The sequence below is a fragment of the Mesorhizobium sp. PAMC28654 genome (assembly GCF_020616515.1).
In the GTDB taxonomy this organism is placed as follows: Bacteria; Pseudomonadota; Alphaproteobacteria; order Rhizobiales; family Rhizobiaceae; genus Mesorhizobium.
The window spans coordinates 333,676-359,191 of record NZ_CP085135.1; the positions used below are offsets into that span (position 1 = coordinate 333,676).

The following is a 25,516-nucleotide window of genomic DNA, read 5'->3' on the forward strand; positions in this document are numbered from 1 at the left end:
ACCACTGGTCGGTATAGTAGACTGGTGGTCTAATTCAGACAATGCCCGGCGGGCCGAGTCACGGAAGGTTGGTCATGATTTCGAGGTTGATTCTTCAGACGTGCGTGTGGTTCGGCGTCATGGGCGCCTTGCTCTTCCTGTCGGCTGGTACGCTGCACTGGCCGGGAGCCTGGGTGTTCCTCGTGGTGATGATCGGCCTCAGCCTTATCATGGGCGTGGCCCTGGCCCGGCGCGACCCGGGCCTGATGAATGAGCGGCTGAGCCCTCCCATCCAGAAGAACCAGACCGCGGCCGACAAGGTCCTGCTGAGCGTGCTGCTGCTTGGCATGTTCGCCTGGCAGGTCCTCATGGGGCTCGACTTCCGTTTCGGCTGGTCACCGGTTCCAGTGTGGGGGCAGGTGGTCGGCGCGCTGGTGCTGCTGCTTGGAATCTGGATCTGCTATCTGACGATGCTGGAGAACAGTTTCGCGGCGCCCGTCGTGAAGATCCAGGCCGAACGCGGTCAACGCGTGATCACCACGGGTCCCTACAGCCTCGTGCGCCATCCGATGTATGGCGGCGCCATTCTCTTCTTCGCCGGCACGGCACTTCTGCTTGGCTCCTGGTGGGGGCTGGTATCGGTGCTGGTGTTCGTCGTTCTCCTGGCTATCCGCACATTCATCGAAGAAGCAACGCTTCGGACTGGCCTGCAAGGCTATGACGACTATGCGGCCCATGTCCGTTATCGCCTGATTCCGCGGGTCTGGTAGCGGTTCGGCCGTTCAGGCGGAAATTCCCGACGCCCGGGCTCGAGCCAGAAGCCGCTCCGCCAGTCTGAGATGCGGCCGATCGTACATCTTGCCATCGATGCCGACGACGCCGGGATTTCCGGCTGCCTCGAACGCATCGACCACGGCGGCCGAATGCGCGATGGCCTCGGCCGACGGTGTGAAGGCCGCGTTGATGACCGGCACCTGCGCCGGGTGGATCGCCATCTTGCCGGTAAAGCCGTCGCGCTCGGCCTCGGCGCATTCAGCTTCGAAGGCGGCCATGTCGCGAAAATTCGGGAACACCGTGTCGATGGCGGCGACCTCCGCCGCGCTTGCCGCGAGCAGGGTCATGGTGCGGGCGAAACGGAACACATCGGTGTAGCGGCCGCGTTCGTCGCGCGCCGCGCGTGCGCCAATCGCCGCCGAAAGATCTTCCGCCCCCCAGGTGATGCCGGCCACCCGCGCGCTTGCCCTGGCATAGGTCGCGGCCGCCAGCACGCCCGCCGCCGTCTCGGTGATGATCGGCACGATTCTGATCGCACCGTCGGCCAAGCCGTTTTCGGCCTCGCGAACCCTGAGCTTTGCCGACAGATGCTGCACATCCTGACCGCTGTTCGACTTCGGCAGCATGATGCCGTCTGGCCTTGCCACAACCAGCGCGGCCAGATCATCGTCAGTCAGCCCTGTCGACAGATCATTGACCCGCACATAGATCGCCGAACTGGTTTGTTGCCTGTGCTCGATGATGAAGCGCGCCGCGATGTCGCGCGCCATGACCTTGTTTTGCGGCGCGACGGAATCCTCGAGGTCGACGATGACAACGTCCGCGCCCGCGCCAAAACCCTTTTCCAGCTTCTTTTCCGAATCGCCGGGGACAAACAGCAGCGAACGCACCGGTCAGGCCGCCTTCTTCATCATCATGGCCTGCCTCGTGCATTTGGCGACGAGATCGCCATGCTGGTTGTAGGCGCGGTGTTCCAGTTCGACGATGCCGCGATCCGGCTTCGATTTCGACTCGCGGACCGAGATGATCGTGGTCTCGACGCGGATCGTATCGCCATGGAAGACCGGATGGGGAAACACCGTTTCCTTCATGCCGAGATTGGCGATCGTGGTGCCCATGGTGATGTCGTTCACCGAAATGCCGATCATCAGGCCGAGCGTGAACAGCGAATTGACCAGCGGCTTGCCCCATTCGCTCTTGGCGGCGAAATCGAAGTCGATGTGAAGCGGCTGCGGGTTCAGCGTCATGACCGAGAACAGCATGTTGTCGCTTTCGGTGACTGTTTTGCGCAGCGTGTGCTGGAAGACATGGCCGACGACAAATTCATCCAGGTAAAGGCCAGCCATGGTCGACGTCCTCCGTTTCCGTTGCTTGATAGGCGCTGCAAACCGGGCCATCAAGCGGGTTAATGAATATGGTGAACCGTTCGTAAACCATTTCTGCCTACCCTCCGCAAAGGGGCCGGAAACATCTGGTAGGGGCGTAAGCAGGCGGCATGGTTGTTTCGCATTTTTTGAAATGGATCTACACGGCGCGAGTCTCGGAGCGAGCCGCCGCGGCCAGTGCGCTGGCCCGTGCCTATATCAATTCCGACCTGCCGTTCGAGGATCGCTGCGCCGCCGAGGCCGCGCTGACGCTGTTGCTCGACGACGCGTCGTCCAAGGTGCGGCTGGCGATCGCCGAAGCGCTCTCCATGAGCCACCACGCGCCGCTGCAGATCATCAGCGCGCTGGCGTCCGACCAGCCGGAGGTCGCAAGCCTGGTGCTGGCGCGTTCGCCGCTGCTCACCGATGCCGACTTGATCGATCGCGTGGCTTCAAGCCAGAAGGCGACGCAGAAACTTATCGCTGATCGGCCGGTCGTTTCCATGGCGCTTTCTGCGGCCATCGCGGAGATCGGCGAAGCCGAAGCCTGCGCCGTGCTTCTCGCCAACAGCGGCGCCGACATCGCGTCGCTCAGCTTCCGCCGCATTGCCGAGCGTCATGGGCACCTGCCTTTGGTGCGTGAGGCACTGATTGCCGACGCGCGCTTGCCCGCCGACTGCCGGCACATGCTGCTGGTCAAGCTTGGCGAAACACTCAAGGGATCGCCGCTGGTGATGGCGCTGATGGGCGCTGCCAGGGCCGACCGCGTCATGCGCGATGCCTGCGTGAAGGCCTCGGTGACCTTGATCGAAGGCACGCGCCAGGAAGAACATGCGGCGCTGATCGAACATCTGCGCCTGCGCGGCGACCTTACCGCCAGCTTCATCATCAGGACCATCGCGCATGGCAAGGTCGATTTCTTCGGCTCGGCGCTGGTCGCGCTCTCCCAGCAATCGGAACAACGGGTGCGGGCGCTGCTGGCCGGCGGGCACGATGTCGCGCTGCAGGCGCTGTTTCGCGGCGCGGGCCTTACCACCGCCACGCACGCCATCATCCTGCGGGCTCTGAAGATCTGGCGCGAGGTCGCCAACGGCAAGCGGATTGCCGGGGTGCAGGAAGTCAGCTGGCTGATGCTCAAGGAATTGGGCGGCCAATCCGCCGAAGGCGATCTGGCCACTCTGGTCAAGTCGATCCATCTCGACGCGCTGCGCGAAAACGCCCGGGGGCATGCGCTGGCTATAGCCGCGGCCTGAAGTGTATCGATATTCAGGTGATTCCGGCCTGCGAATGGCGGATACCTGCGCTTTCGGTGCTCACGTACCCAAAAGTACGCTCCACTCCGGTTCTCGGCCTCCGCCATTCTCGACTCGGCCTGACCTGAATCTCGACACACTCAACCTCGGTCTTTCGCGAAGAAGTCTGGAAAATCCTCGATTGCTGCGGCGATGATGCGTAGTGATGCCGCGACCTGCAGCATTTCGCCGGCGCTGCTTCGCTGGGCGATGCTGGCCGCGTATTGCCTGGCGACGGTCACGGTCGATGTCTGCGGCTCACCGGATCGCCGGAAAAGCAGCTCACGCGCCAGCCCGCGCAGAAAATTCGAGACTGAGAGGGCCGTTTCGGATGGCAGGGTGGCACTCTGCAATGCGTGGCGCAGACGCAGGATTTCGATACCGACAGTGACGGCGGCTATGCTGCCATCCAGAACCGCATCGCCCTTCTTTCCCGTGCGCTGCGTCTGCGACATGAGCTGGTTGACCCGATCATAGGCAAGGCTCTCGAAAGCCGTGCGCCTTGGCACGCGCTCATGCAGGCACAGGCGCGCCAGGTCTTCGCGCATGACGCGTACGATGCGGTTGACGAAGACCCATGGATCGGAGGGCAGCACGACGATGAAGACGCCGATCGCCAGCAGGATGCCGACCAGGATCGATGCGCAACCCGCCAGGAAAGGCCCGGGATCATAGGTCATCGCCTGATGCGGGCTGAGGAAGGCCAGGAAATTGATGGCAAAGGCGGTGGCGACGCCGACATAGCGCGGATTGGCCATTGCCAGCGCGGCCGGCAGCAGGATCGGCACGACAAAGAGCATGAACCAGCCGAAGCCGGGCAAGGCGGGCAGCGCGATCTGGCCGACGAAGAAGGCAAAGGGCAGGGCCAGCAACGTGCCCTTGAAGAAGCCCCAGGCCACTTGCACCGGGTCGGGACGGGCGGCAAACAGGCTGGAGACGACGGAGACGAGGATGACCGTGCCCGCCGCTTCGGACCATTTCGTCGTCAGCCAGAAGGCCGCGACCAGCAGCGTGGCGAGCGCTGCGCGCACGGCGTTGCGTGAGGCCGCCTGGTAGTCGCGATGTACCACCAGCGCCGGCTGCTTGCGGACGCGGTTGGAGCGTGACGCGGGCGCGCGCAGGGCGTCGAGGCCACGCAGCACCTGCTTCAAGGCTTCGGCGAAATCGGCGGCGATGGTGAGGCGCGTGATGGTGCCAAGCCTCTCATCGGCTTGTCCGTCCGGCATGTCCGGCATCTGCCTTGCCCTGGCGGCGATGACGTCGAGCCGCGCTACCCATGGTGTCGTGTCGTCGAGAGCGCCTGGTTTGGCCGCCAGTTCGCCGACCAAGGCATGCAGGTCGGCGCGCACGGGAATAAGCGCCGCGTTCCTGGGCGCGGCATGGGCATGCAGCGCGCGCGCGGCCGACAGGGCCGAAAGCAGTTGACCGATGGTGCGCCGCACGGGATGCGCGCGGGTCGCCAGGCTCGGTGCTTCCAGCCTTGCATAGACGCGCATTTCGCCGAGCGTCTCGGCCTCCGCTATCAGCTTTCGGTGCAGGTCGGCCAGTACCGCCGCATCGCGGCCGGAGAAGGCGCCGCCCGCATAGATGGCAAGGTCGAGAATGCTGCGCTTCAGTCTTTCGATGATGGCTTCGCCCGCCAGCTTGGGCAGGATCAGCCGGCTGGTCACGCCAGCGCAGACGATGCCGAGCGCGATTTCGGCGCAGCGTGCGACAGCGAGATCGACCACGAGATGAGGTTGCCCGAAAGCCGGCAGGCCAATGATCATCGCCGTGTAGCCGGCGAGTGCCGCGCCATAGGCTTCGGGATTGCGCAGCAGTGACGAGACGAAGGTGCTGATGCCAATCCAGACGGCAAGCACCGTCACCAGAACCCACGGATTGGAACCGAAGACCGTGGTGATGCCGATTGCCGCCAGCCCGCCCGCCAATGTGCCGAGCAAACGGTAGAAGCCCTTGGCCAGCACCATGCCCGCCACCGGCTGGGCGACGATGAACACGGTCATCATGGCCCATTGCGGATGGTCGAGCTTGAGCTCGTAGGCGGCCAGAAGCGCGATCAGCCCGGCTGAAACGGTTCTAAGGGCAAAAATCCAGTCCGAGCGCGTCGGTCGCGTCAGGTCGGCGAACCTTGTCCCGAGATAATCTTTCAGCCGTGCCCAGATCACATGCTCGACTCCGCACCGATACGGACAAGGTAGAGCAGCGGGCGCTCAGATATCCAGCACTTCCGTCTCGGCGAATTCGGCGCGTTCCTGGATGAAGCGGAAGCGGGCTTCGGGCTTGGTGCCCATCAGCGCGTCAACGGCGTCCTTGGTCGCCGCCTCGGCGTCGATCACATCGATCCGCAGAAGCGTGCGCTTCCTTGGATCCATGGTGGTTTCCTTGAGCTGCGCGGCCATCATTTCACCCAGGCCCTTGAAGCGGCCAAGCTCGACTTTGCCGCGTCCGGCGAATTCGGTGCGCAGGAGCTCGTCCTTGTGGGCATCGTCGCGGGCATAGGCAACCTTGCCACCCTGCCGGATCGAATAGAGTGGCGGCACCGCCAGGTAGAGATGGCCGCCGTGAACCAGCGCCGGCATCTCCTGGTAGAAGAAAGTGATCAGCAGCGAGGCGATATGGGCGCCGTCGACGTCGGCGTCGGTCATGATGATGACCCGGTCGTAGCGCAAATCCTCGTCGCGGTATTTCGAGCGCGTGCCGCAGCCGAGCGCCTGGATCAGGTCGGATATCTGCTGGTTGGCCGCCAGCTTGTCGTTGCCGGCGCTGGCGACGTTCAGGATCTTGCCGCGCAATGGCAGCACGGCCTGGCTGGCACGGTCGCGCGCCTGCTTGGCGGAGCCGCCGGCCGAATCGCCTTCGACGATGAAGAGTTCGGCACCCGCCGCCGCATTCTGGGTGCAGTCGGCGAGCTTGCCGGGAAGGCGCAACTTGCGCACCGCGCTCTTGCGCGAGACTTCCTTTTCCTGGCGGCGGCGCACCCGCTCGTCGGCGCGCGCGATCACCCATTCGAGCAGCTTCGATGCTTCCTGCGGATTGTCCGCCAGCCAGTGGTCGAACGGATCGCGGATCGCGCTCTCTACAATTCGGACGGCTTCGATCGTCGCCAGCCTGTCCTTGGTCTGGCCGACGAATTCCGGCTCGCGGATGAACACCGACAGCATGCCCGCCGCCGAGATCATCACGTCTTCCGAGGTGACGATCGAGGCGCGCTTGTTGCCGACGAGATCGGCATAGGAGCGCAGCCCGCGCGTCAGCACGTTGCGGAAGCCGGCCTCATGCGTGCCGCCTTCGCCGGTCGGGATGGTGTTGCAGTAGGAATTGATGAAGCCGTCGCCGCCGAACCAGGTCACCGCCCATTCCAAGGCGCCGTGGCCACCTTGTTTCTCGGTCTTGCCAGCGAAGATTTCCCGGGTCACCTGGAACTCGTCGCCGAGCGAAGCCTTCAGGTAGTCCTTGAGGCCGCCGGGGAAATGGAACGTCGCCTTGGCCGGCGTCGTGTCCTTTTCCTTGATCAGCGACGGATCGCAGGTCCAACGGATTTCGACGCCGCCGAACAGATAGGCTTTCGACCGCGTCATGCGGTAGAGCCGCGCCGGCTCAAACGCCGCGCCCTTGCCGAAGATCTGCTCGTCGGGATGGAAGCGGATCTTGGTGCCGCGCCGGTTATGCACCTCGCCGAGTTGCTCAAGGCCGGTCACCGGAACGCCGCGCGAAAAACGCTGGCGGTAGAGCTGACGCCCACGCGCCACCTCGACCTCGAGATGATCCGAAAGCGCGTTGACGACGGAGACACCGACGCCGTGCAGGCCGCCCGAGGTCTCATAGACCTTCGAGTCGAACTTGCCGCCGGAATGCAGCGTCGTCATGATGACTTCGAGCGCCGGCTTCTTGAATTTCGGGTGCGGGTCGACCGGGATGCCGCGACCATTGTCGGTGACGGCGAGATAGCCGTCGGCGGACAGCTCGACATCGATGAAGGTCGCGTGGCCGGCGACCGCCTCGTCCATCGAGTTGTCGATGACCTCGGCGAACAGATGATGCATCGCCTTGTCGTCGGTGCCACCAATATACATGCCCGGACGCCGCCGTACCGGCTCAAGGCCTTCAAGCACCTCGATGTCGGCGGCACTATAGCTGTCGCTGGCATCACGCGATGGCGCTGGGCGTTTCACCGCCTGCACCAGCGGGTCCGCCGGGCGCGCCGGTGCACGAACCGGTTGCGGCTGCTTGCCCAGGTTGCCGAAAAGATCGTTGCTGTCGTCCATGCCTGTCTGGGTACCGATGCTGCGAATCACCCCGCGATACTGCCACGCTTTTAAGCGCCAAGCGACGGAGGTTCCTGTTACGTTCGAGGGTTTGACCCCCTCTTAACCCAAAACCATTCGATAACCAAGCAGGCGGAAATAGGTCGAATGCCGCCGCGCGAGATTCCTCATTCTTTAACAATGCCGCCTAGCGTGAGCTCAACAAAACAAGAAACTGCGGGCATCAGGGGTTTCGGCGTGAGGGGCAAGGCCATAACGATGATCGGCATCGCCGCCGTTTTCGGCGCGATTTCGATCTTTGTCGCCGATTTCTGGGTCAAGAGCCAGGCCAGGGCCGGCGCCGAGGAAAGAACGGCGTCGATCGCCGCTCCCGAGACACCGAAGGTCGAGTTCAAGACCATCGTGGTGGCGAGCGCTCCGCTGCGTTACGGCATGCCGGTGGAGCGGGGACATTTGGCCGAAATCCCCTGGCCGCAGGACTCCCTGCCGCAGGGTGCATTCGCCACCGTTGATGCGCTGATGGCCGACGGTAATCGCGTTGTGCTGTCGCCCATGGAAATCAACGAACCGGTTCTGCTCGCCAAACTTTCGGGACCGAACGGTCGTGCGACGCTTTCCAACATGCTGTCGCCCGGAATGCGGGCGGTGACCATCCGCACCGACGAAATCGCCGGCGTTGGCGGTTTCGTCACACCCGGCGACCGGGTCGATGTCGTTCTGATCCGTGACGCCGGCGAAATCCAGGAAGTGGCCAAGAACGCGCAAGGGGCGGCGGGCTCGACCATCACCTCCGAAATCGTGGTGGCCGACGCCAAGGTGTTGACCGTCGGGCAAGGCGCCGACGTGCGCCAGACCACGCCGCAAATTGCCAATTCCGTGACCATCGAGGTGACAACGGAGGGCGCGCGCAAGGTCGCGCTCGCGCGCACCGTCGGCACGCTTTCGCTGTCGCTTCGCTCAGCGAGCGACAGCATTGTCGGCAAGGACGGGGTCACCACCATCTCCGCCTTTGGCGGATCGGTCGCCTCCGGTGTCAAGGCGGCCGCGGCCTCGGCGTTCGACGCCGTGGCGAAGGAACCCGAGGGGCCGAAGTTCAAGAAGGTCATCGTGACCCGCGGTACGCAGGTTGAAGAATACCAGGTTCCTTCGCGGGACCAGAAATAGAGACCGGCCAGAAATAGAGACCGGCATGTACCGGACAGGGACTACACAGATGTTGGGGATCATGCATCGGATGACGAAACGGCTGCGCCTGGCGCGCGCCCTGGCAATAGTGGCTTCCCTTGCCGCCGCCGGGATGTTGGCTTTTGGCGCGCCTGCCTGGGCGAGCAATGACATCGTTTATGTGTCGTTGACAAAGAATGCGTCGGTCAAGGTGGCCAAGGGCAAGCCAAAGACGATCATCACCAGTGCCGCCTTCTACCAGATCGTGATCGGCGACCCCGACATCGCCAACGTCAATCCGTTGACCGACAAGTCCTTCTACGTGCTCGGCAACAATCTGGGCACCACCGGTATCGCGCTGTTCGACGAGAAGAAGCAGCTTGTCGGCACCATCGACATCGAAGTCACGCTCGATACCGATCAACTGGCCAGCACCATCCGCGCCAGCGTGCCGGACGCCAACATCAAGGTCGGTTCCGCCAATGGCCGCGTGGTGCTGTCGGGCGAGGCGGATGACGCCGTTGCCGCCGACAAGGCAAACAAGATCGCGACGCGCTTCTCCGGCAAGGAGGAGGTGATCAACTCCGTCAACATCTCGTCGTCGCAGCAGGTCCAGCTCAACGTCCGCTTCGTCGAGATCAACAGGCAGGCGGGTCAGCAGCTGGGCGCAACATACGCCGCCAATTTCGCCTATGAGCTGGGCGGCCGCAACGTCCAGATCGCTCCCGGTACGGTTCCGGCAGCGGGCACCGGCGAAATCATCGGGCAGTTGCTGTCGAATGGCGTCTCGATCGACATTGCCATCCAGGCGCTGGAGAACAAGGGCCTCGCCCGGCGGCTGGCCGAGCCGAACCTGATCGCCCGTTCCGGGCAGACGGCAAGCTTTCTCGCCGGTGGCGAATTTCCAATCCCGGTTTCCGACGACAACGGCAAGATATCAGTCAGCTACAAGAAATATGGCGTCAGCCTGGACTTTACGCCGACGGTCTTGAAGGATGGATTGGTCAGCCTCGACATCGCGCCGGAAGTCTCGTCGATCGATACATCCGCCTCCATCAATGTCGGCACGATCTCCATTCCGGCCTTCGTCGTGCGCCGCGCCAAGACCTCGGTCGACTTGAAGAACGGCCAGAGCTTCATGATCGCCGGATTGCTGCAATCGCAGAACGATATCTCGACCTCACGCATTCCCGGCCTTGGCAAGCTGCCCGTCCTATCAGCGGCGCGAGACGGATCTGGTCATCATTGTCACGCCCTATCTGGTCAAGCCGGTCGACCCGTCGAAAAAGATGGTGGAGCCAACCGACGGCACACTGCCGCCGAGCAACGCCGACTACTTCATCAACAACACGGACGAAGTGAAGGCATCCGACGCCAACCGTTCGCTGGCAATGGCGGGCGGAAGTGTCGCGCAGCCGGCCACAGTCACCACCGTCGGTCATTTCCTAGACCTGCCGAAGGATTGAAGCCATGCGTGGGATCTTGAGATCGAGCATCGCCTTGCTGCTGGCCAGCCTTGCCGGCGGTTGTACCAGCGACGACTATCAGCGCACCGAGGGGCCGACTTTGGCTGCCGGCAATGCGCAGGCAGCCAACACTGTCATGCAGATGGTCGACCCGTGGAAATACGGCGTCCAGAACACAAAGCTCCTTGTGCCGGCAAAACGCGACGCTCCCGTGACGGGCGGCACTGGCCAGACGGCCGATGCGAAAACCTCGCAATCGACCACAAGCGACTGATTCATTGGCGACTTATTTGATTGACGAGTTCAATCGGCGACTGACCTGACGGGCTGACAGAATGGCAAGTGGAACCAAATCCAGGAAGATCCTGCTCGTATCGACAGACAGGACGTTTCTCCAGGATACGCGGACGGCATTCGCCGCCTCCGAGATCATCCAGCTTTCGACTGTCGAAAAGTCAGTCACGGAGTTGCGCGGCGAGATCCAGGAAACCGACTTCGGCGCCATCATCGTCGACATGGATGCCGCCAAGCTCGAGCACGTCGAGTCGCTGCAGCGCATCATGCGCCGGCTGGAGGGCCGGGTACCGGTCGTCGTCGTCACGCAGGAGTTCAACGCGGCGGCGGTGCGCATACTGGTTCAGCTCAAGGTCGCCGATTTCCTCGTCAAGCCGATCACCACGGCCGATCTGGTGCGTTCCGTCATCCGTGCGCTGCAGGGACCCGGACGCGAGGAAAACACGGAATCGCAGATCTACACCTTCATGCCGGCGGCCGGCGGCGTCGGCACCACAACGTTGGCGCTGCAAACGGCCTTCCAGTTGCACCATTCGGTGACGCGCGGTGCGTCCACCTGCGTGGTCGACCTCAATTTCCAGCAGGGTGCCTGCGCCGATTATCTCGATCTCGAGCCGCGCTTCGACATCACCGAAATCGAGAACCAGCCCGAACGCCTCGATCGGCAATTGCTTGACGTGATGCTGTCGAAGCATGCGAGCGGTCTTTGCGTGCTGGCGGCGCCTACGCACCCTTCGGAAATGCGCTCGTTCAAAACCGATGTCGTGGTGCGCATGCTCGATCTGGTCTCGGCCTATTTCGACAATGTCGTCATCGACATGCCGCGCACCTGGTTTCCCTGGACGGAGACGGTGCTGCTCGGCTCCAACAAACTCTATATCGTCGCCGAAATGACGGTGCCGTGCCTGCGCCATACGCAGCGGCTGATCCAGGCGGTCTACGAGACCGCCGGCAAGGAGGTGAAGCCCAACGTCATCGTCAACCGCTTCGAGCAGAAGATGTTCGACAACGGCATCAAGCAGGCGGACGTCCAGGAGATACTCGGCGAGCATTTCGTCGGCGGCATCGCCAACAATTACCGGCTGGTGCGCGAGGCGGTGGATCGCGGCGTGCCGCTGCATGAGATCGACCCGAACGCCAATGTCATCAACGATCTGAAGAAGATCATCCTGCCCGAGGAGACGCTGGCGACAACAGCGAAGTCACGCTCGCTGTTTGGCATTGGCAAGGGACTGTTGCGGAGGAAAGCCCGATGAGCAGCCGCTTTTCCACTCTGCAGAACCGGGATGCGCGCCCCGCGCGGCCGATGGATGCGGCACCTGTCGCGCATCATCCCGTTGTCATTCCGACGACACGCAAGCATGTGCCGGCAAAGGCGGAGGCGGCGCCCGCGAAGAACGCCAACAAGGTGCTCGACGCGCGGGTGCGCATCCACAGGATGCTGCTCGAGGAAATCAACCTCGTCGCCCTGGAGCGGCTGCCCAAGGACGAGATGCGCCGGCAGGTGCATGAATTCGTGTCGGAAAAGACCCGCCAGGAGCGGATGGCGATCAACACCGCCGAACTCGATGCGCTGGTCGACGACATCGTCGACGAGATGGTTGGGCTCGGTCCGCTGGAACCGCTGCTGAAAGACCCCGATATCAACGACATCCTGATCAACGGCCACCAGAACTGCTTCGTTGAAAAGAAGGGCAAGCTGCAGCAGGTCCATATTCCGTTCAAAGACGAGGCGCATCTCCTTCGAATCATAAACAAGATCGTTGCCGCCGTCGGCCGCCGTGTCGATGAATCGCAGCCGATGGTCGATGCGCGCATGCTGGATGGCTCGCGCTTCAACGCCGCCATTCGCCCGGTCGCCGTCGACGGGCCGCTGGTGTCGATCCGCAAATTCTCGAAGAACAAGCTTGGCCTGCACAAGCTGGTCGAGTTCGGCGCCATCACCCAGAACATGGCCGAAGTGCTGGCGGCGGCCGTGCATGCCCGCAAGACGACCATCATCTCGGGCGGCACCGGCACCGGCAAGACGACGATGCTCAACGCGTTGTCCGCCTTCATTCCCGAAGACGAGCGGCTGATCACCATCGAGGACGCCGCCGAACTTCAGCTGCAGCAGCCGCATGTTGCGCGCATGGAGACGCGGCCGGCCAATATTGAAGGCCACGGCGAATTGAAGCAGCGCGACCTGGTCAAGAACGCGCTGCGCATGCGTCCCGACCGTGTCATTCTCGGAGAGTGCCGTGGCGAGGAAGCTTTCGACATGCTGCAGGCGATGAACACCGGCCATGAAGGGTCGATGGCGACGATCCATGCCAACACGCCGCGCGACGCCATCTCCCGCCTCGAACAGATGCTTGGCATGACCGGCATGCCGATGACGGTACAGTCGATCCGCAGCCAGATCGCCAGCGCGCTCGATCTCATCGTGCAGTTGACGCGCCTGTCGGACGGCAAGCGCAAGGTGACCAGTGTCGCCGAGGTGACCGGCATGGAAGGCGACGTCATCCAGATGCAGGAGATCTTCCGCTTTGTGCGCACCGGCATGGAGGCCGACGGCAAGATTCTCGGCCATTTCGAGGCGACCGGCATCCGCCCGCGCTTCCTTGAGGATCTGCGCGCCATGGGCATCGAATTTCCGGGAAAATATTTTGAACCCGGTCGGCCGCAGGACTGACGATGTTCAGCGGATTCAGCGCCATCTACGTTGTCTATGCCACTGCGGCGCTCACTGGCATCATGATCGCCGAAGCGTGCTACCTGCTCTATGCCGGGCGCAGCGACAAGCGCACGGCCATCAACCGTCGCATGAAGCTCCAGGAAACCAAGATCAGCCAGGAACAGGTGCTGCTCCAGTTGCGCAAGGAGCGCGGCATTGATGCGGGCACACCACTGTTTTCGCTGGACAGGTTCCGCGCGCTGCGCACGCAGTCGGGCATGGTCATGCCGCTGGCGCGATTCCTGATGATCACCTCGGGGGCGGCGCTTGGCCTGGCTTTGGTCGCCATGTGGTACGGCCTGTCACTGCTGTTCGGCCTCATCCTGTTCGTCGTAATGTTGCCAGTCGTGCCGGTGATGACGATGCGTTCCAATCGCGGCCGACGGCTGAAGCGGTTCGGCGTGCAACTTCCGGAGGCGCTGGAACTGATCACGCGCGGACTGAAGGCTGGTCATCCCGTCCCTGTCGCGATCGCCATGGTGGCCCGCGAAATGCCCGATCCCATCGGCACCGAGTTCGGCGTCATCGCCGATGAAGTGACCTATGGCTCCGATCTGGTTTCGGCCTTGAATTCGCTGTTCGAACGGGTTGGCCACGAGGATCTGCCGCTGTTCCTCACCGCCGTGTCGATCCAGACCAGTTCGGGCGGCAATCTCCGCGAGATCCTCGACGGGCTTGCGCTGACAATCCGCGAGCGAGGCAAGCTGCGCCGCAAGGTGCGGGCGATCTCCACCGAAGGCCGCATGTCGGCCTATATCCTGACCGCCGTGCCGGCATTGCTGTTTGCCGCCATCATGGTGCTGATGCCGCAATTCTATCGAAGCGTCTGGGGCGAAGCGAAGACCTGGTACCTGCTTGGCGGCTCCATCACCTGGCTGATGCTGGGCAACGTCATCATGTTCAAGATGTCGAACTTCCGATTCTGACATGAACAGCGTGATCGAATTCCTTGCCTCGCTTGCACCGACCTCGCCGATGCCGGTGGCGGTTCTGTTGCTGTTGCTGGGAGGTGGCGCCGTGGCCTGGCCGCTGGTCACGGCAAAGGGCGACCGTAACGACGTCAAGCGCCGGCTCAAGATCGAGGACAGCCGGATGGTTGAGAGGGCCGGGCCGGCGCCCAGGAAGGATCCTGGCGCCGTGCGCGAGAAGGCGGTCAAGCGCGCCCAGGAATTCTATGCCAAGAGCGATCCCGAGAATGTCGCCCGCCTGCGGTTGAAGCTTATCCAGGCGGGCTACATGGAGCCGCGCGCTGTCGGCCTGTTTTTTCTCATCCGCTTCGCGGCCCTGATTGGCGGTGCGATCGGCGCGTTCCTGGTCAACCGATGGATGGCGAGCGCGGACGCGACGATGACCAGTCGCTGGACCTTCGTCATCCTGTCGGGAGCGGCGGGCTACTTTCTGCCGGGTCTGGCGCTGACCCAGAAGGTCCGCGAAAAGATGCGCGAGTACCGCAACGGCTTTCCCGATTTCATGGACCTGATGATCGTCTGTTCGGATGCGGGGATGAGCATGGAAGCCGGCATCGAACGCGTGTCGAAGGAGCTCGCTATGACCTATCCCTCACTCAGCCAGAACCTGCAGCTTGTGTCGCTGGAACTGAGGGCCGGCCGCAGTCTCGACGATGCTCTGAGGGCGCTCGGGGATCGTCTCAGCCTGGACGAGGTTCGTTCCTTCGCCACGCTGCTGCAGCAGTCGAAGGAACTCGGCACCAGCCTGTCGGGGGCACTGCGCGTTTTCTCCGACGAAATGCGCCACAAGCGCATGTCGCTGGCGGAGGAAAAAGCACATGCTTTGCCGGCTAAGATGTCTGTGCCGGTGGTGGTTTGCATCCTGCCGGTGGTGCTGATGATCGCGGTCATTCCGATCATCGTCAAAATGACATCGATGCATTAGAGCCTTGGTCCATCCGATATAATTGGATGGACTCTGGTTGTTTGTTCTAGCAGGATCTTGTCCGAAAGCCGGATTCCATTTTTCGGATTCATGCATTGGAAACAAAGGTTAATGTGCTCTTTGCGCGATCTGAAAATTTTGGATGTATTTCGGCACTGAAGCTTAATCGCTCTCCAATACTGTGCCCTTGAACAACGACCTGGTAAATCGGGCGATCGGGGCAGGGGCATGCGTCACAGAATTTTCACGGCAATGGCCGCGATGGCGGCCATCTTGATGGTAGCCGGCTGTTCGACCAGCGACGTCGACACGACCAAGACCATGGCCATTCCCCCAGTGGCGAAAGACGTCAGCACCTCCGATCTGGCGCAGGGCAAGGCGCAATTCCGCGAGGCGAATTACGGTCTCGCCGAACAGCATTTCCGCAAGGCGGTGGAGCTGAAGGCCGACAATGCCGAAGCCTGGATGGGTCTTGCAGCCTCCTACGATGAACTTGGCCGCTTTGACTTCGCCGATCGCGCTTATGACCAGCTGCTGAAAGTTGCCGGGCGCAAGCCGCGGATCGTCAACAATATGGGCTATTCCCAGCTCATGCGCGGCAACCGCAAGAAGGCGGAGGCGCTCCTGCTGGAAGCCAAGGCCGGGATGAAGGACCCCACGGTCGTCAACGCCAATCTGGCGCTTCTGAACAAGGGATGATCTTCCCTCTTTCACGGCATGCGTCGTGATTGCGCGAGATGGCGTCGACGCTTTGTAAACCTTGACCGAAGTTTGGCGGGGAAGACCGGATGAAAGCGGTTTGCGCGGACGCCGGCTTACCTAGAATGCCGCGAACGATCCCCAAGAGGCCACTGCCTGCGCATGTTGGATTTCAGTTCGCTCCTGCTCGCGGCGGCGCTCTCAGGCGCGTGCCTGAGTGGCACCATGTTCGCGATCTGGTTCACCGCGCCACGGGCTCGCTTTGTCTTGACGATGGCATGCGGCATACTAGTGCTTGTCGCGCATGTCGTCCTGTTCTGGCTGTACGCCAGGGATCCCAGCCCCTTGCTGTGTCAGGCGGTGCTGGCGCTGCTCAACCTCGGCTTTCTCGTCGTCTGCCTCTCTGCCATGCAGTATCTGGACGTCCGCGACTACAGGAGCGCCGCCTTGCCCAGCTTGGTCGTGCTGGCGGCCAGCGCCAGCGCGACATTCCTTGGCTTCGACGGCATCGGTTTCATCGTCACTTACACATTGGTAACAGCGCTGCTCGCGGCAATAGGGGTGCTGTTCTGGGTCAATGGCGGTGGCCATGATCGCCGGATTCTGCTGGTCGTTTCAGTCCTGAGCGGTGTCTGCGGCTTGTCCTTTGGACTGTGCGGCGCGGCGCTTCTGTTGAAGGGGCAGTGGGTGCTCGGCGCCGCGCCGGACAATTGGGCCGAACGGCTGAATTCCGTGGTCTCGGTCGCTTGCATGACCGGGCTGGGCGCCCTGACGCTCTCCCTCCATCATTTGCAGGCGCAGATCGAGCTGAAGGCCGAGACGATGACCGATCCGTTGACCGGACTCATGAACCGGCGTGCCTTGACGTCACTCTATGGCGAGCGTGCTTTCGGGCCGTTCATGTCGGTCGCCATGTTCGACCTCGACCATTTCAAGAGGACGAACGATGTCTTCGGTCATCCGGTCGGCGATCAGGTTCTTCGCCGCTTTGCCGCGGTCATCAAGAAGTACCCCCGGACCGGCGTCGATGCGTTTCGATTGGGTGGCGAGGAGTTTGCCGTTGTCATGTCGCGAATGACGCAGGAGAGAGCATACGACATCGCAAGCAAGATCGGCGTCGCCTTCGGCGCCGAGGTCGTTGCCACCGCGCTTGGACCGTTGCGCAGCACCGTTAGCGGCGGCATCGGCTTTGGCCGTCCGGACGGCGCCGCTCTCGATGAAGTGCTCGCCGAAGCCGATGCGGCGCTCTATGCGGCAAAGCGCGCCGGACGAAATTGCGTCATGGCTGCCAAGACCTCTGGCAAGGCCGACCCTGTCGAGCCGGCCTTGCGCTCCGCCTGATTGCCCGGAAGACTATTCAGCGGCCCCCAGATAGTCGGACAGCGGCGGGCAGGAGCAGACGAGGTTGCGGTCGCCGGCGACGTTGTCGATGCGTGACACGGGCGGCCAGTATTTGGCTGCGGTGTCGGCGTCACCGGCGGGATAGGCGGCCTCGAGCCGCGAGTACGGGTGGGTCCATTGGCCGGCCAGCGCCTCGGCGGCGGTGTGCGGTGCGTTGACCAGCGGATTGTCGGCCAAAGGCCACTCGCCCCTGGCGACTTTCGCCGCTTCACCCGCAATGGCGATCATCGCCTCGCAGAAGCGGTCGAGCTCGCGCTTGGGTTCGGATTCCGTCGGCTCGACCATCAGTGTGCCGGCGACCGGAAACGACATGGTCGGCGCGTGGAAGCCGTAGTCGATCAGGCGCTTGGCGATATCGTCGACACTGATGCCGGCGCTGTCCTTGAGCACGCGCGTGTCAAGGATGCATTCATGCGCGATACGATCGTGCCGGCCCTTGTAGAGCAGCGGGAAGTGCGGCGCGAGCCGTGTCGCCATGTAGTTGGCCGAGATGATGGCGGTCTCCGTCGCCTGCTTCAGGCCGGCAGCGCCCATCATGCGGATATACATCCAGGTAATCGGCAGGATGGAAGCACTGCCGAACGGTGCGGCCGACACGGCATGCGCCGAGCCCTCGGTGACATGGCCCGGCAGATAGGGTTTCAGATGCGCCTTGACGCCGATCGGGCCGATGCCGGGGCCGCCGCCGCCATGCGGGATGCAGAAGGTCTTGTGCAGGTTCATATGGCAGACATCGGCGCCGATATCGGCAGGGCGGGCAAGGGCAACCAGAGCATTGAGGTTGGCGCCGTCGAAATAGACCTGGCCGCCATGCTCATGAATCAGGGCGCAGAGGTGGCGGGCGCCTTCTTCGTAGACGCCGTGCGTCGAGGGATAGGTGAACATCAGCGCCGCGAGATTCTTGGAATGCTCGTTGGCCTTGGCTCTCATATCGTCCATGTCGATATTGCCGTCCTCCAGGCAGCGCACGACGACAACGCTCATGCCTGCCATCGCCGCACTTGCCGGATTGGTGCCGTGCGCGGAGGAGGGGATCAGGCACACGGTGCGATGGCCTTCGCCGCGCGAGCGGTGATAGGCGCGTATGGCGAGCAGGCCGGCATATTCGCCCTGGCTGCCGGCATTGGGCTGCAGACTGACCGCGTCGAAGCCGGTGATCTCCGACAACCAGCCTTCCAGTTCGCCGACCATGACGCGATAGCCGGCCGAATGGCTGGCCGGCGCGAAGGGATGCAGGTTGGCAACGCTCGGCCAGCTCACCGGCATCATTTCGGCGGCGGCATTGAGCTTCATCGTGCAGGATCCCAGCGGGATCATGGTGCGGTCGAGCGCCAGGTCCTTGTCGGCCAGCCGGCGCAGCAAGCGCATCATGTCGGTTTCCGACTTGTTCTCATGGAAGACCGGTTGGGTCAGGAATTCCTTGCCGCGCGGCTTGCCTGGCACCGTGCTATCGGCGGAAATGCCGGCCTTGGCGCCGAACAATGCCGCGATCGCATCGAGATCGGCGTCGGTGGATGTCTCGTCGAAGGCTACGCTGACATGATCGGCGTCGATCACGCGCAGAAGCCGGCCGGTCTTTTCGGCGGCAGCGGCAATCTGTGCGGCCTTGCCCTTTGTCTCAAGCGTCACCGTGTCGAAGCGGCTGGCGCCAAGCACCGAAACGCCGGCAGCCTTGAGGCCGTTTGCCAGACGATTTGCCAGCGCGTGGATGCGCCCGGCAATCGCCTGCAGTCCGGCTGGGCCGTGCCAGATAGCATAGGCGGTCGCCATGTTGGCAAGCAGCGCCTGCGCGGTGCAGATGTTGGAGGTCGCCTTGTCGCGGCGGATGTGCTGCTCGCGGGTCTGCAGGGCGAGACGATAGCCGGGGCGACCCTTGCTGTCGTTCGATTGACCAACCAACCGGCCGGGCATCAGCCGCGTCAGTTTGTCGGAGACGGCGCAATAGGCGGCGTGTGGGCCGCCAAAGCCCATTGGCACGCCGAAGCGCTGCATCGGGCCGACAGCAATGTCGGCGCCGAGTTTCGCTGGGGCATCGGTCAGCGTCAGGCCAAGCGGGTCGGCGATGAACACGACAAGCGCGCCCGTTGCCTTGGCTTTTTCGAACGCCGCTTTATGGTCGCCATAGACGCCAAACGTATCCGGCCAGGAGACGAGCAGGGCGGCGGTGTTGTCGTCGATCGTTTCGCCGTCGATCTCGACGCCGAGCGGCTCGGCGCGGGTACGCACAACGTCCAGCGTTTGCGGATGCGGCGTGCCGGCAAACGCGATCCTGGTCCGCTTGTCGCGGTGATGGCGCAGCGCGATGCCGACGGCTTCGGCAACCGCGGTTGCTTCATCGAGCAACGAGGCGGATGCCACCGGCAGGCCGGTCAGTTCGGCGACTAGCGTCTGGAAATTGAACAGCATTTCGAGACGGCCCTGGCTGATCTCGGCCTGATAGGGCGTATAGGCGGTGTACCAGGCCGGATTCTCGAACAGATTGCGCTGGATGACCGGCGGCACGTGGACGCCATGATAGCCGGCGCCGATGAAGCTCTTCAGCACCGTATTCTTCGCCATGGTCGCCGACAATTCAGCCAGCGCTTCGGCCTCGCTGGCCGGCGCGGGCAGGGTCAGCGGCAGGTCGAGACGGATCGACTGCGGTACCGCCTGGCTGATCAGCGTCTCGACGGACGGAACGCCGATCACGGCAAGCATGGCTCTGACATCGTTGACGCCCGGACCGATATGGCGGGCGGAGAAAGGGGTAAGTGCTGCGCTCATCGTTTTCAGTCCTGTTATCAGGCGATATGGGCTTTGTAGGCGGCCTCATCCATGAGACCCTCGAGCTGGCTTTCATCGGCCAGCCTCATCTTCCACAGCCAGCCATTGCCGGTCGCCGCCGAATTGACCAGCGACGGGTCGGATGAGAGCGAGCCGTTGGCCTCGGTAATCTCGCCGTCGACCGGCGCGTAGACGTCCGACGCGGCCTTGACCGATTCGACCACGACAGCCGTGTCGCCTTTGGAAAGCTTCTTTCCCGTCTCGGGCAGTTCAACGAAGACGAGGTCGCCGAGCTGTTCCTGGGCGTAGTCGGTGATGCCGACGGTGGCGACGCCGCCCTCGACACGGAGCCACTCGTGATCGGTGGTGAAATAGGTCTTTGCCATGAGGATCATCCTTTGCGGTAGCGATGAGGTGTGAAGGGCAGGGAACTGATATCGACGGGAATCTTCGTGCCGCGCACGTCGGCGAAAACCCGTGTTCCGGGCTTTGCCAGCGGTGTCGAGACATAACCCATGGCGACCGGATGGCCGGCCGAAGGACCGAAGCCGCCTGATGTGACATGGCCGGCGGGATTGCCGTCGGCATCGAAAAGGGCAACGCCGGCGCGCACCGGCTGCCGGCCTTCCGGCTTCAGCCCGACGCGCTTCTGCGCGGGGCCTCGTTCCACGGCAGCGCGGATCGCATCGGCGCCGATGAAGGCGCCGGCAGCGCGGATCTCCTTCGGGATTGCCCACATCAGCGCCGCACTTGCCGGATCGGTCTCCGGCGTGATGTCCTGACCGTGCAGGCAGAGGCCGGCTTCCAGCCGCAGGCTGTCGCGTGCGGCAAGGCCGATCCACAGCACGCGCTCGTCCTCGAGCAGTTTGGCGACGAGGTTTCTTGCATCCTCGTCAGGCAAGCCGATCTCGAAACCGTCTTCGCCGGTATAGCCGGAGCGGCTCATGAACCAGTTTTTCCGTGGCTCGATGCCGTGCATGAACAGCAGCGAACCGGTCTCGATGCCGGCACGAGACAGTACAGCCCAAGCCTCAGGGCCCTGGATGGCCAGGAAGACGCGGTCGAGCGCATCCACCTTCACATCGAAATCCCCGGCCAGCGCACGCAGATGCTTTTCGTCGGCCACGGCGTTGCCGGCGTTGGCGACCACCATGAAACGCTCGGCGCCGAGCCTGGTGACGATCAAGTCGTCGAGGATGCCGCCTGCCTCATTGAGGAAGAATGTCAGCTTGGACTGCGAGATCTCGAGCGCGCCGGCGTCCACAGGACAAGCGCGATTGAGCAGCGCTGCTGCGCCGGGCCCGCTGAGCTCGAACAGCTTCATGTGCGAGATGTCGAACATGCCGGCCTGTTCGCGTGTGTGAAGATGTTCCTTCATGACGCCGGCCGGATAGGTCAGCGGCATGGACCAGCCGGCAAAAGCGCCAAAGCGCGCACCGGCGGCAAAATGCATATCTTCGAGGGGAAGGTGTCTTGTGTTGTCGCCCGTCATGTCATCTCCAGAGTCGCACGCAAGCGGCCGCGAATGGCGACCAGTCCGTGCCCCTCTGTCTGAAGCCTGAGAGACTCGCGCAGCCGGAACTCTGTCAGCGGCGCTTACACCTTCGGCGCGGGGGCAAGCCCCGACTTTCCAGAGTGTCTTTCCCGTCTACGGTTCTTTTTGCCTGAGAGATTTCGGGCGATTTCCCCTTCGGCGACAGCTTTCGCTGCTCTCTCCCGCAAACAGGTAGGACTCAAAGCATGAGCCCTCGACGCGCCATCCATAGCCCCTGAACGACAGGTTGTCACCTGTCCACGACGCATTCCCGACAAGTCTTCGCTAACCACGCCGTTTGCCGGTTTTTCAAGACACTGCTGATATGCTGGTGGGAATCACGGGAATCCACCGTGGCGGCGAACGGGGACGAAAAATGGGCGAATTGATCATGACCGCGCCGGTGGCGGGACTGACTTCCAAAAATCGCATTGCTGCCGAGGATGTGCTCATGCTGCGTCGCGAAGTGTTCGCCGACGGCGTGGTGACGCGCGGCGAAGCCGAGGCGCTGTTCGCACTCGACCAGACGGCGCGCGACAAGTGCCTCGAATGGGCGCCGTTTTTCGTCGAGGCGGTAACGGACTACATCGTCCATCAGGAAAAGCCTGAAGGCTATATCTCGCAGGAGAACGCCGACTGGTTGGTTCGCACCATCTCGCGCGATGGCATGGTCGACAGCCGCACCGAACTTGAACTGTTGGTGCATGTTCTGGAGGAGGCGAGATCATCACCTGGCCAACTTTCGGCCTATGCATTGCAGCAAGTCGCCCATGCGGTGATCGACGGCAAGGGGCCGCTGATGCACGGCGGAAGCCTGGTGCCCGGGGTGGTCGCCAGGGCCGAGGTCGATCTCCTACGCCGCATTCTCTATGCCTATGGTGGTGACGGGAACATCGCCGTCACCAGGGCCGAATCCGAGATCCTGTTCAGGATCAACGAGCAGACGGCCGCAGCCAACAACGATCCTTCCTGGAACGACCTGTTCGTCAAGGCTATCGCCAATTTCGTCATGTGCTCGGCCGGCTACGAGCCGCCGACGCGTGAGGTGGCACTGCGCCACGATCAGTTTTTCGAGAAGAGCGAGCCGGAGATTGGCGGCTTCTTCAGCCGCATGGTGTCGGGCGGGCTTGCCGGAATCATGGAAGCGTACAACTCGCCGGGCGATATCGAGGCCGATTGGGAATCGAAGAACCGAGCGGCTGAGGCGCTGGCGCGCCGCGCCGAAACGATCGACGCCAGCGAAGCGAAATGGCTGGCGGAGCGTATCGGCAGCGATCGTCCGTTGCGCGACAACGAACGCGCCTTGCTCACGCTGATCAAGCACGCCTCGCCGGAAATCCATCCAGTGCTGAAGCCGCTGCTCGACAAGGTTGCCTGAGCCGGAAGGGCAGGGTCAGTGCGAAGGTATGGCTTGCGACATCAGATGCCGCCATACCAGTCGTAGCCATTGTCTTCCCAATAACCGCCGCGTCCTTCGCCGACGTCGGCGAAGCTGTCGACGAGTTCGATCTTGGAAAGATACTTTGGCATCTTGTAGCCGAGCTGGCGTTCGACGCGGACGCGCAGCGGCGCGCCGTTCTCGACCGGCAGCGGCTTGCCGTTCAGGCCATAGGCCAGGATCGTTTGCGGGTGTCGGGCATCGATCAGGTCGATCGTGCCGTAATATTTGACGTCGCCGGCAAGGCTGCGGTCGATCGTGTCGAGGCAATGGAACATCACGTAGCGTGCCTGCGGCTTGACCACCGCCTGGTCCAGCACCAGCGACAGCGGCGTTCCCGTCCATTTGGCGATGCAGCTCCAGCCTTCGACGCAGTCGTGGCGGGTGATCTGCGTGCGGCTCGGCATGTTCATCAGCTGTTCGCGGGTCAGCGACAGCGGCTTTTCGACAAGGCCGGTAACCTCCAGCTTCCAGTCGGCGAAGTTGTTGGCGAGCAGGGCCTTGTAATCGTCATCGTCTGGCGAGGTCACGCCATTCGGCCGCTGCGGCTGGCGGATATCGGCTTCCGTGAATTCCGGCGCCAGCGAATCGCGGCCGGCAAGCAGACGTTGCGCGCGCCATGTCAGGCCGTTGGCATTCTCTAGAAAACTGCGCAGGCCATCGCCTATGCCGAGCTGGCTGTCGAAGGCATCGCAGCCCGACAGCATGATGCCAGACACGCCGAGGCTGGCCCCGGTGAGGAATTTCCTGCGGCTGATCTCGAACTTCGCCATGTCAGGCACTCCTCTTGGACGCTTCGTCGACATGAGCGGGCGGGTCGGTGCGATACCAGCCGGTGATGATGGAGCGGAGTTCGTTGATCGGACCGGCGGCAATGATCATCAGGATATGGACGACGAAGAAGAGCACGAGCAGCACCATCACGCTGAAGTGGATGGTGCGCGCCGTCTGGCGGCCGCCAAGCAGGTCGTTCAGGAACGGCAGCACCGAATTCATGCTCGGCGACATCGCCAATCCGGTGATGATCATCAGCGGCAAGAGCACGAACAGCACGCCGCCATAGGCCATCTTCTGCAGCGTGTTGTATTCGCCGGTGTGGTGGAATTTGAGCTTCGCGTGGTCGATGATGTCTTGCGGCAGCCGCTTGATATCATCGATGCGCGGGGCGAGATCGCGGCGCAGGTGGCCGTTGATCAGGCTGGCGACCAGCCAGACGATCAGCGTCGTCACCAATATCCATGCGAAGAAGAAATGCACGACGCGGGCCGTGCCGAGATCATAGTAGGATGGGATCGTCGCCCATGACGGGAAACCGCGCGCCGTCTCCTGGCCCGCGGGGCCGGACCAGCCGAGCACGCCGGTCGTGTCGAAGCGATGCCCGAGGATCTCGGTATAGCCGCGCGAGCCGTTGGCTGTGTTCTCCGCGCCAATGGCGAAGACCGTGTTGTTGAATTCGAAGCCGGACTGCTTGCCGATATAGAGCTGCGGGCGGGCGTTGAAAATCTGCAGGCCCGAGAGCAGCATGAAGAACAGCGAGATAGCCCAGAGCCAATGCGTCAGCCGCGTCCAGCGCGACTGCCGATAGATCAGCGTCGTGGCCGGCACTGCTGCCGTTTCCACTGCGTCCGTGGGTTTGCTCCGGATAGCTGATTCCATGGTTTCCTGCCTCCAAGCCACGCGATCCAGCGCGACTTCTATTTCATCATTCTCTTCCTGATACGTCGCAACCCAAACCGATGTTTCATCCTATCACGGAAATATTAGACTCCGAATTCTCCTACGGTCCACCAAGACTGACCGCCAGGTTCACGGCGGCGGCGACGATGACGGTGTTGAAGAAGAACGACAGGATGGAATGGACAAGCACGACACAGCGCATATGTGTCGTCGAAATGTTGGTGTCGGCGGTCTGCGCCGTCATGCCTATAACCGCCGAGAAGTACAGGAAATCCCAGCCTTCCGGGCGTTTGTCGCCCGGGAAAAGCAGGCCGCCAACGGGGACTTTCTTCTTGGTCTTGGTGTCAGTGGTATCGCCGTCCATCCAGTAGACATGAGCATAATGGAGCGCTGCCATGGCATGGATGGTGAACCAGCCGAGCGGGATCGACAGCAGCGCGAAAGTCAGTTCGACGGGGTGGCCTCTGTCCTTTTGATTGATCAGCAGGAACAATGAGACGACGGCAACGCCGACGACAACAAGCGTCACGGCGAAGATCACCAGCACAGGCTGATCGGCGGCGCGGGCATTCTTGCTGAGGTAGGCGCCGGTGAACCTGGGCATCTGGGCAACGACCAGAATGACGTAAGCGGCAAAGAATGCGTTGGCGCCGATCGAATAGACGAGCGGGGCGTGAAGCAGCAACGCAATGACAAGCGCCACAACGCCCAGGCAGGCGGACACCGCGAACAGCATATGGCGCTGCATGGGTGTCTTCATCGGGGTTTCTGCAGCCATGGCGGTTCCAACCCTG

At 62.7% G+C, this 25,516-nt stretch carries 21 protein-coding genes, 1 pseudogene and 1 riboswitch; of the genes and pseudogenes, 12 read left to right on the forward strand and 10 right to left on the reverse strand.

Features of this window, described 5'->3' with window-relative positions; all coding sequences use genetic code 11:
• Positions 1–74 precede the first annotated feature (74 nt).
• Positions 75–749 carry a methyltransferase family protein gene (locus LGH82_RS01630; RefSeq protein WP_227347014.1) on the forward strand — a complete coding sequence of 225 codons (675 nt, stop codon included), beginning with the start codon at positions 75–77 and terminating at the stop codon, positions 747–749.
• Positions 750–761: 12 nt separating this feature from the next.
• Here the strand turns inward: LGH82_RS01630 and LGH82_RS01635 are convergent, their stop codons facing one another.
• Both LGH82_RS01635 and LGH82_RS01640 read right to left on the reverse strand, forming a co-directional pair.
• Positions 762–1,643, reverse strand: coding sequence for an HpcH/HpaI aldolase/citrate lyase family protein (locus LGH82_RS01635; protein ID WP_227347015.1), 882 nt, complete (start codon positions 1,641–1,643; stop codon positions 762–764).
• A 3-nt stretch (positions 1,644–1,646) separates the two neighbouring features.
• Positions 1,647–2,099 (reverse strand): MaoC family dehydratase, encoded by a 453-nt coding sequence (locus LGH82_RS01640; protein WP_227347016.1) that lies wholly within the window; start codon positions 2,097–2,099, stop codon positions 1,647–1,649.
• 149 nt (positions 2,100–2,248) lie between these two features.
• On the opposite strand from LGH82_RS01640, the gene LGH82_RS01645 reads away from it, so the two are divergent.
• Positions 2,249–3,370: a DUF2336 domain-containing protein gene (locus LGH82_RS01645; protein WP_227347017.1), complete on the forward strand. Its 1,122-nt coding sequence runs from the start codon at positions 2,249–2,251 to the stop codon at positions 3,368–3,370.
• Between the two features lie 140 nt (positions 3,371–3,510).
• On the opposite strand, the gene LGH82_RS01650 is transcribed toward LGH82_RS01645, so the two are convergent.
• Together LGH82_RS01650 and parE are read right to left on the reverse strand one after the other, a co-directional pair.
• Positions 3,511–5,577 carry an FUSC family protein gene (locus LGH82_RS01650; protein ID WP_227347018.1) on the reverse strand — a complete coding sequence of 689 codons (2,067 nt, stop codon included), beginning with the start codon at positions 5,575–5,577 and terminating at the stop codon, positions 3,511–3,513.
• 45 nt (positions 5,578–5,622) lie between these two features.
• The gene (gene parE / locus LGH82_RS01655) at positions 5,623–7,677 is read right to left on the reverse strand and encodes a DNA topoisomerase IV subunit B (RefSeq protein WP_227347019.1); all 2,055 of its coding nucleotides are present in this window, start codon (positions 7,675–7,677) and stop codon (positions 5,623–5,625) included.
• Positions 7,678–7,824: 147 nt separating this feature from the next.
• Between parE and cpaB the strand changes: the two genes are divergently transcribed.
• The 9 genes and pseudogenes from cpaB (at position 7,825) to LGH82_RS01700 (ending at position 17,250) form a co-directional block, all read left to right on the forward strand.
• Positions 7,825–8,841 (forward strand): Flp pilus assembly protein CpaB, encoded by a 1,017-nt coding sequence (gene cpaB / locus LGH82_RS01660; RefSeq protein WP_264484353.1) that lies wholly within the window; start codon positions 7,825–7,827, stop codon positions 8,839–8,841.
• Between the two features lie 133 nt (positions 8,842–8,974).
• Positions 8,975–10,307: pseudogene (locus tag LGH82_RS01665) on the forward strand (type II and III secretion system protein family protein).
• Between the two features lie 4 nt (positions 10,308–10,311).
• The gene (locus LGH82_RS01670) at positions 10,312–10,581 is read left to right on the forward strand and encodes a hypothetical protein (protein WP_227347020.1); all 270 of its coding nucleotides are present in this window, start codon (positions 10,312–10,314) and stop codon (positions 10,579–10,581) included.
• Positions 10,582–10,642: 61 nt separating this feature from the next.
• Positions 10,643–11,857 (forward strand): response regulator, encoded by a 1,215-nt coding sequence (locus LGH82_RS01675; RefSeq protein WP_227347021.1) that lies wholly within the window; start codon positions 10,643–10,645, stop codon positions 11,855–11,857.
• A complete protein-coding gene (locus LGH82_RS01680; RefSeq protein ID WP_227347022.1) occupies positions 11,854–13,275 on the forward strand; it encodes a CpaF family protein in 1,422 nt (473 codons plus the stop codon). Before LGH82_RS01675 ends, LGH82_RS01680 begins: the two co-directional genes overlap by 4 nt.
• 2 nt (positions 13,276–13,277) lie before the next feature.
• On the forward strand, positions 13,278–14,243 hold the full coding sequence (locus LGH82_RS01685; RefSeq protein WP_227347023.1) for a type II secretion system F family protein: 966 nt from the start codon (positions 13,278–13,280) through the stop codon (positions 14,241–14,243).
• 1 nt (position 14,244) lies between these two features.
• Positions 14,245–15,210 (forward strand): type II secretion system F family protein, encoded by a 966-nt coding sequence (locus LGH82_RS01690; RefSeq protein ID WP_227347024.1) that lies wholly within the window; start codon positions 14,245–14,247, stop codon positions 15,208–15,210.
• A 228-nt stretch (positions 15,211–15,438) separates the two neighbouring features.
• On the forward strand, positions 15,439–15,909 hold the full coding sequence (locus LGH82_RS01695) for a tetratricopeptide repeat protein (protein ID WP_227347025.1): 471 nt from the start codon (positions 15,439–15,441) through the stop codon (positions 15,907–15,909).
• 162 nt (positions 15,910–16,071) lie between these two features.
• Positions 16,072–17,250 (forward strand): GGDEF domain-containing protein, encoded by a 1,179-nt coding sequence (locus LGH82_RS01700; protein ID WP_227347026.1) that lies wholly within the window; start codon positions 16,072–16,074, stop codon positions 17,248–17,250.
• Between the two features lie 12 nt (positions 17,251–17,262).
• Here LGH82_RS01700 and gcvP read toward each other — a convergent pair whose 3' ends face one another.
• The 3 genes from gcvP to gcvT are packed head-to-tail and all read right to left on the reverse strand — an operon-like array spanning position 17,263 to position 21,565.
• Positions 17,263–20,073 (reverse strand): aminomethyl-transferring glycine dehydrogenase, encoded by a 2,811-nt coding sequence (gene gcvP, locus LGH82_RS01705; RefSeq protein WP_227347027.1) that lies wholly within the window; start codon positions 20,071–20,073, stop codon positions 17,263–17,265.
• Positions 20,074–20,090: 17 nt separating this feature from the next.
• Positions 20,091–20,459 (reverse strand): glycine cleavage system protein GcvH, encoded by a 369-nt coding sequence (gcvH, locus tag LGH82_RS01710; RefSeq protein WP_227347028.1) that lies wholly within the window; start codon positions 20,457–20,459, stop codon positions 20,091–20,093.
• Positions 20,460–20,464: 5 nt separating this feature from the next.
• Positions 20,465–21,565: a glycine cleavage system aminomethyltransferase GcvT gene (gene gcvT, locus LGH82_RS01715; protein WP_227347029.1), complete on the reverse strand. Its 1,101-nt coding sequence runs from the start codon at positions 21,563–21,565 to the stop codon at positions 20,465–20,467.
• A gap of 149 nt (positions 21,566–21,714) precedes the next feature.
• A riboswitch (glycine riboswitch) is annotated at positions 21,715–21,802 on the reverse strand.
• Positions 21,803–21,983: 181 nt separating this feature from the next.
• Here gcvT and LGH82_RS01720 point away from each other — a divergent pair.
• Entirely contained in the window at positions 21,984–22,985 is a 1,002-nt protein-coding gene (locus tag LGH82_RS01720; RefSeq protein WP_227347030.1) for a hypothetical protein, read from the forward strand.
• A gap of 41 nt (positions 22,986–23,026) precedes the next feature.
• Here the strand turns inward: LGH82_RS01720 and LGH82_RS01725 are convergent, their stop codons facing one another.
• The 3 genes from LGH82_RS01725 to LGH82_RS01735 all read right to left on the reverse strand — a co-directional run bounded on the left by LGH82_RS01725 (position 23,027) and on the right by LGH82_RS01735 (position 25,500).
• Positions 23,027–23,818 carry a molybdopterin-binding protein gene (locus LGH82_RS01725; RefSeq protein WP_227347031.1) on the reverse strand — a complete coding sequence of 264 codons (792 nt, stop codon included), beginning with the start codon at positions 23,816–23,818 and terminating at the stop codon, positions 23,027–23,029.
• Between the two features lies 1 nt (position 23,819).
• Positions 23,820–24,701, reverse strand: coding sequence for a cytochrome b/b6 domain-containing protein (locus LGH82_RS01730; RefSeq protein ID WP_227347032.1), 882 nt, complete (start codon positions 24,699–24,701; stop codon positions 23,820–23,822).
• A gap of 121 nt (positions 24,702–24,822) precedes the next feature.
• A complete protein-coding gene (locus LGH82_RS01735) occupies positions 24,823–25,500 on the reverse strand; it encodes a DUF1345 domain-containing protein (protein ID WP_227347033.1) in 678 nt (225 codons plus the stop codon).
• Positions 25,501–25,516 lie beyond the last annotated feature (16 nt).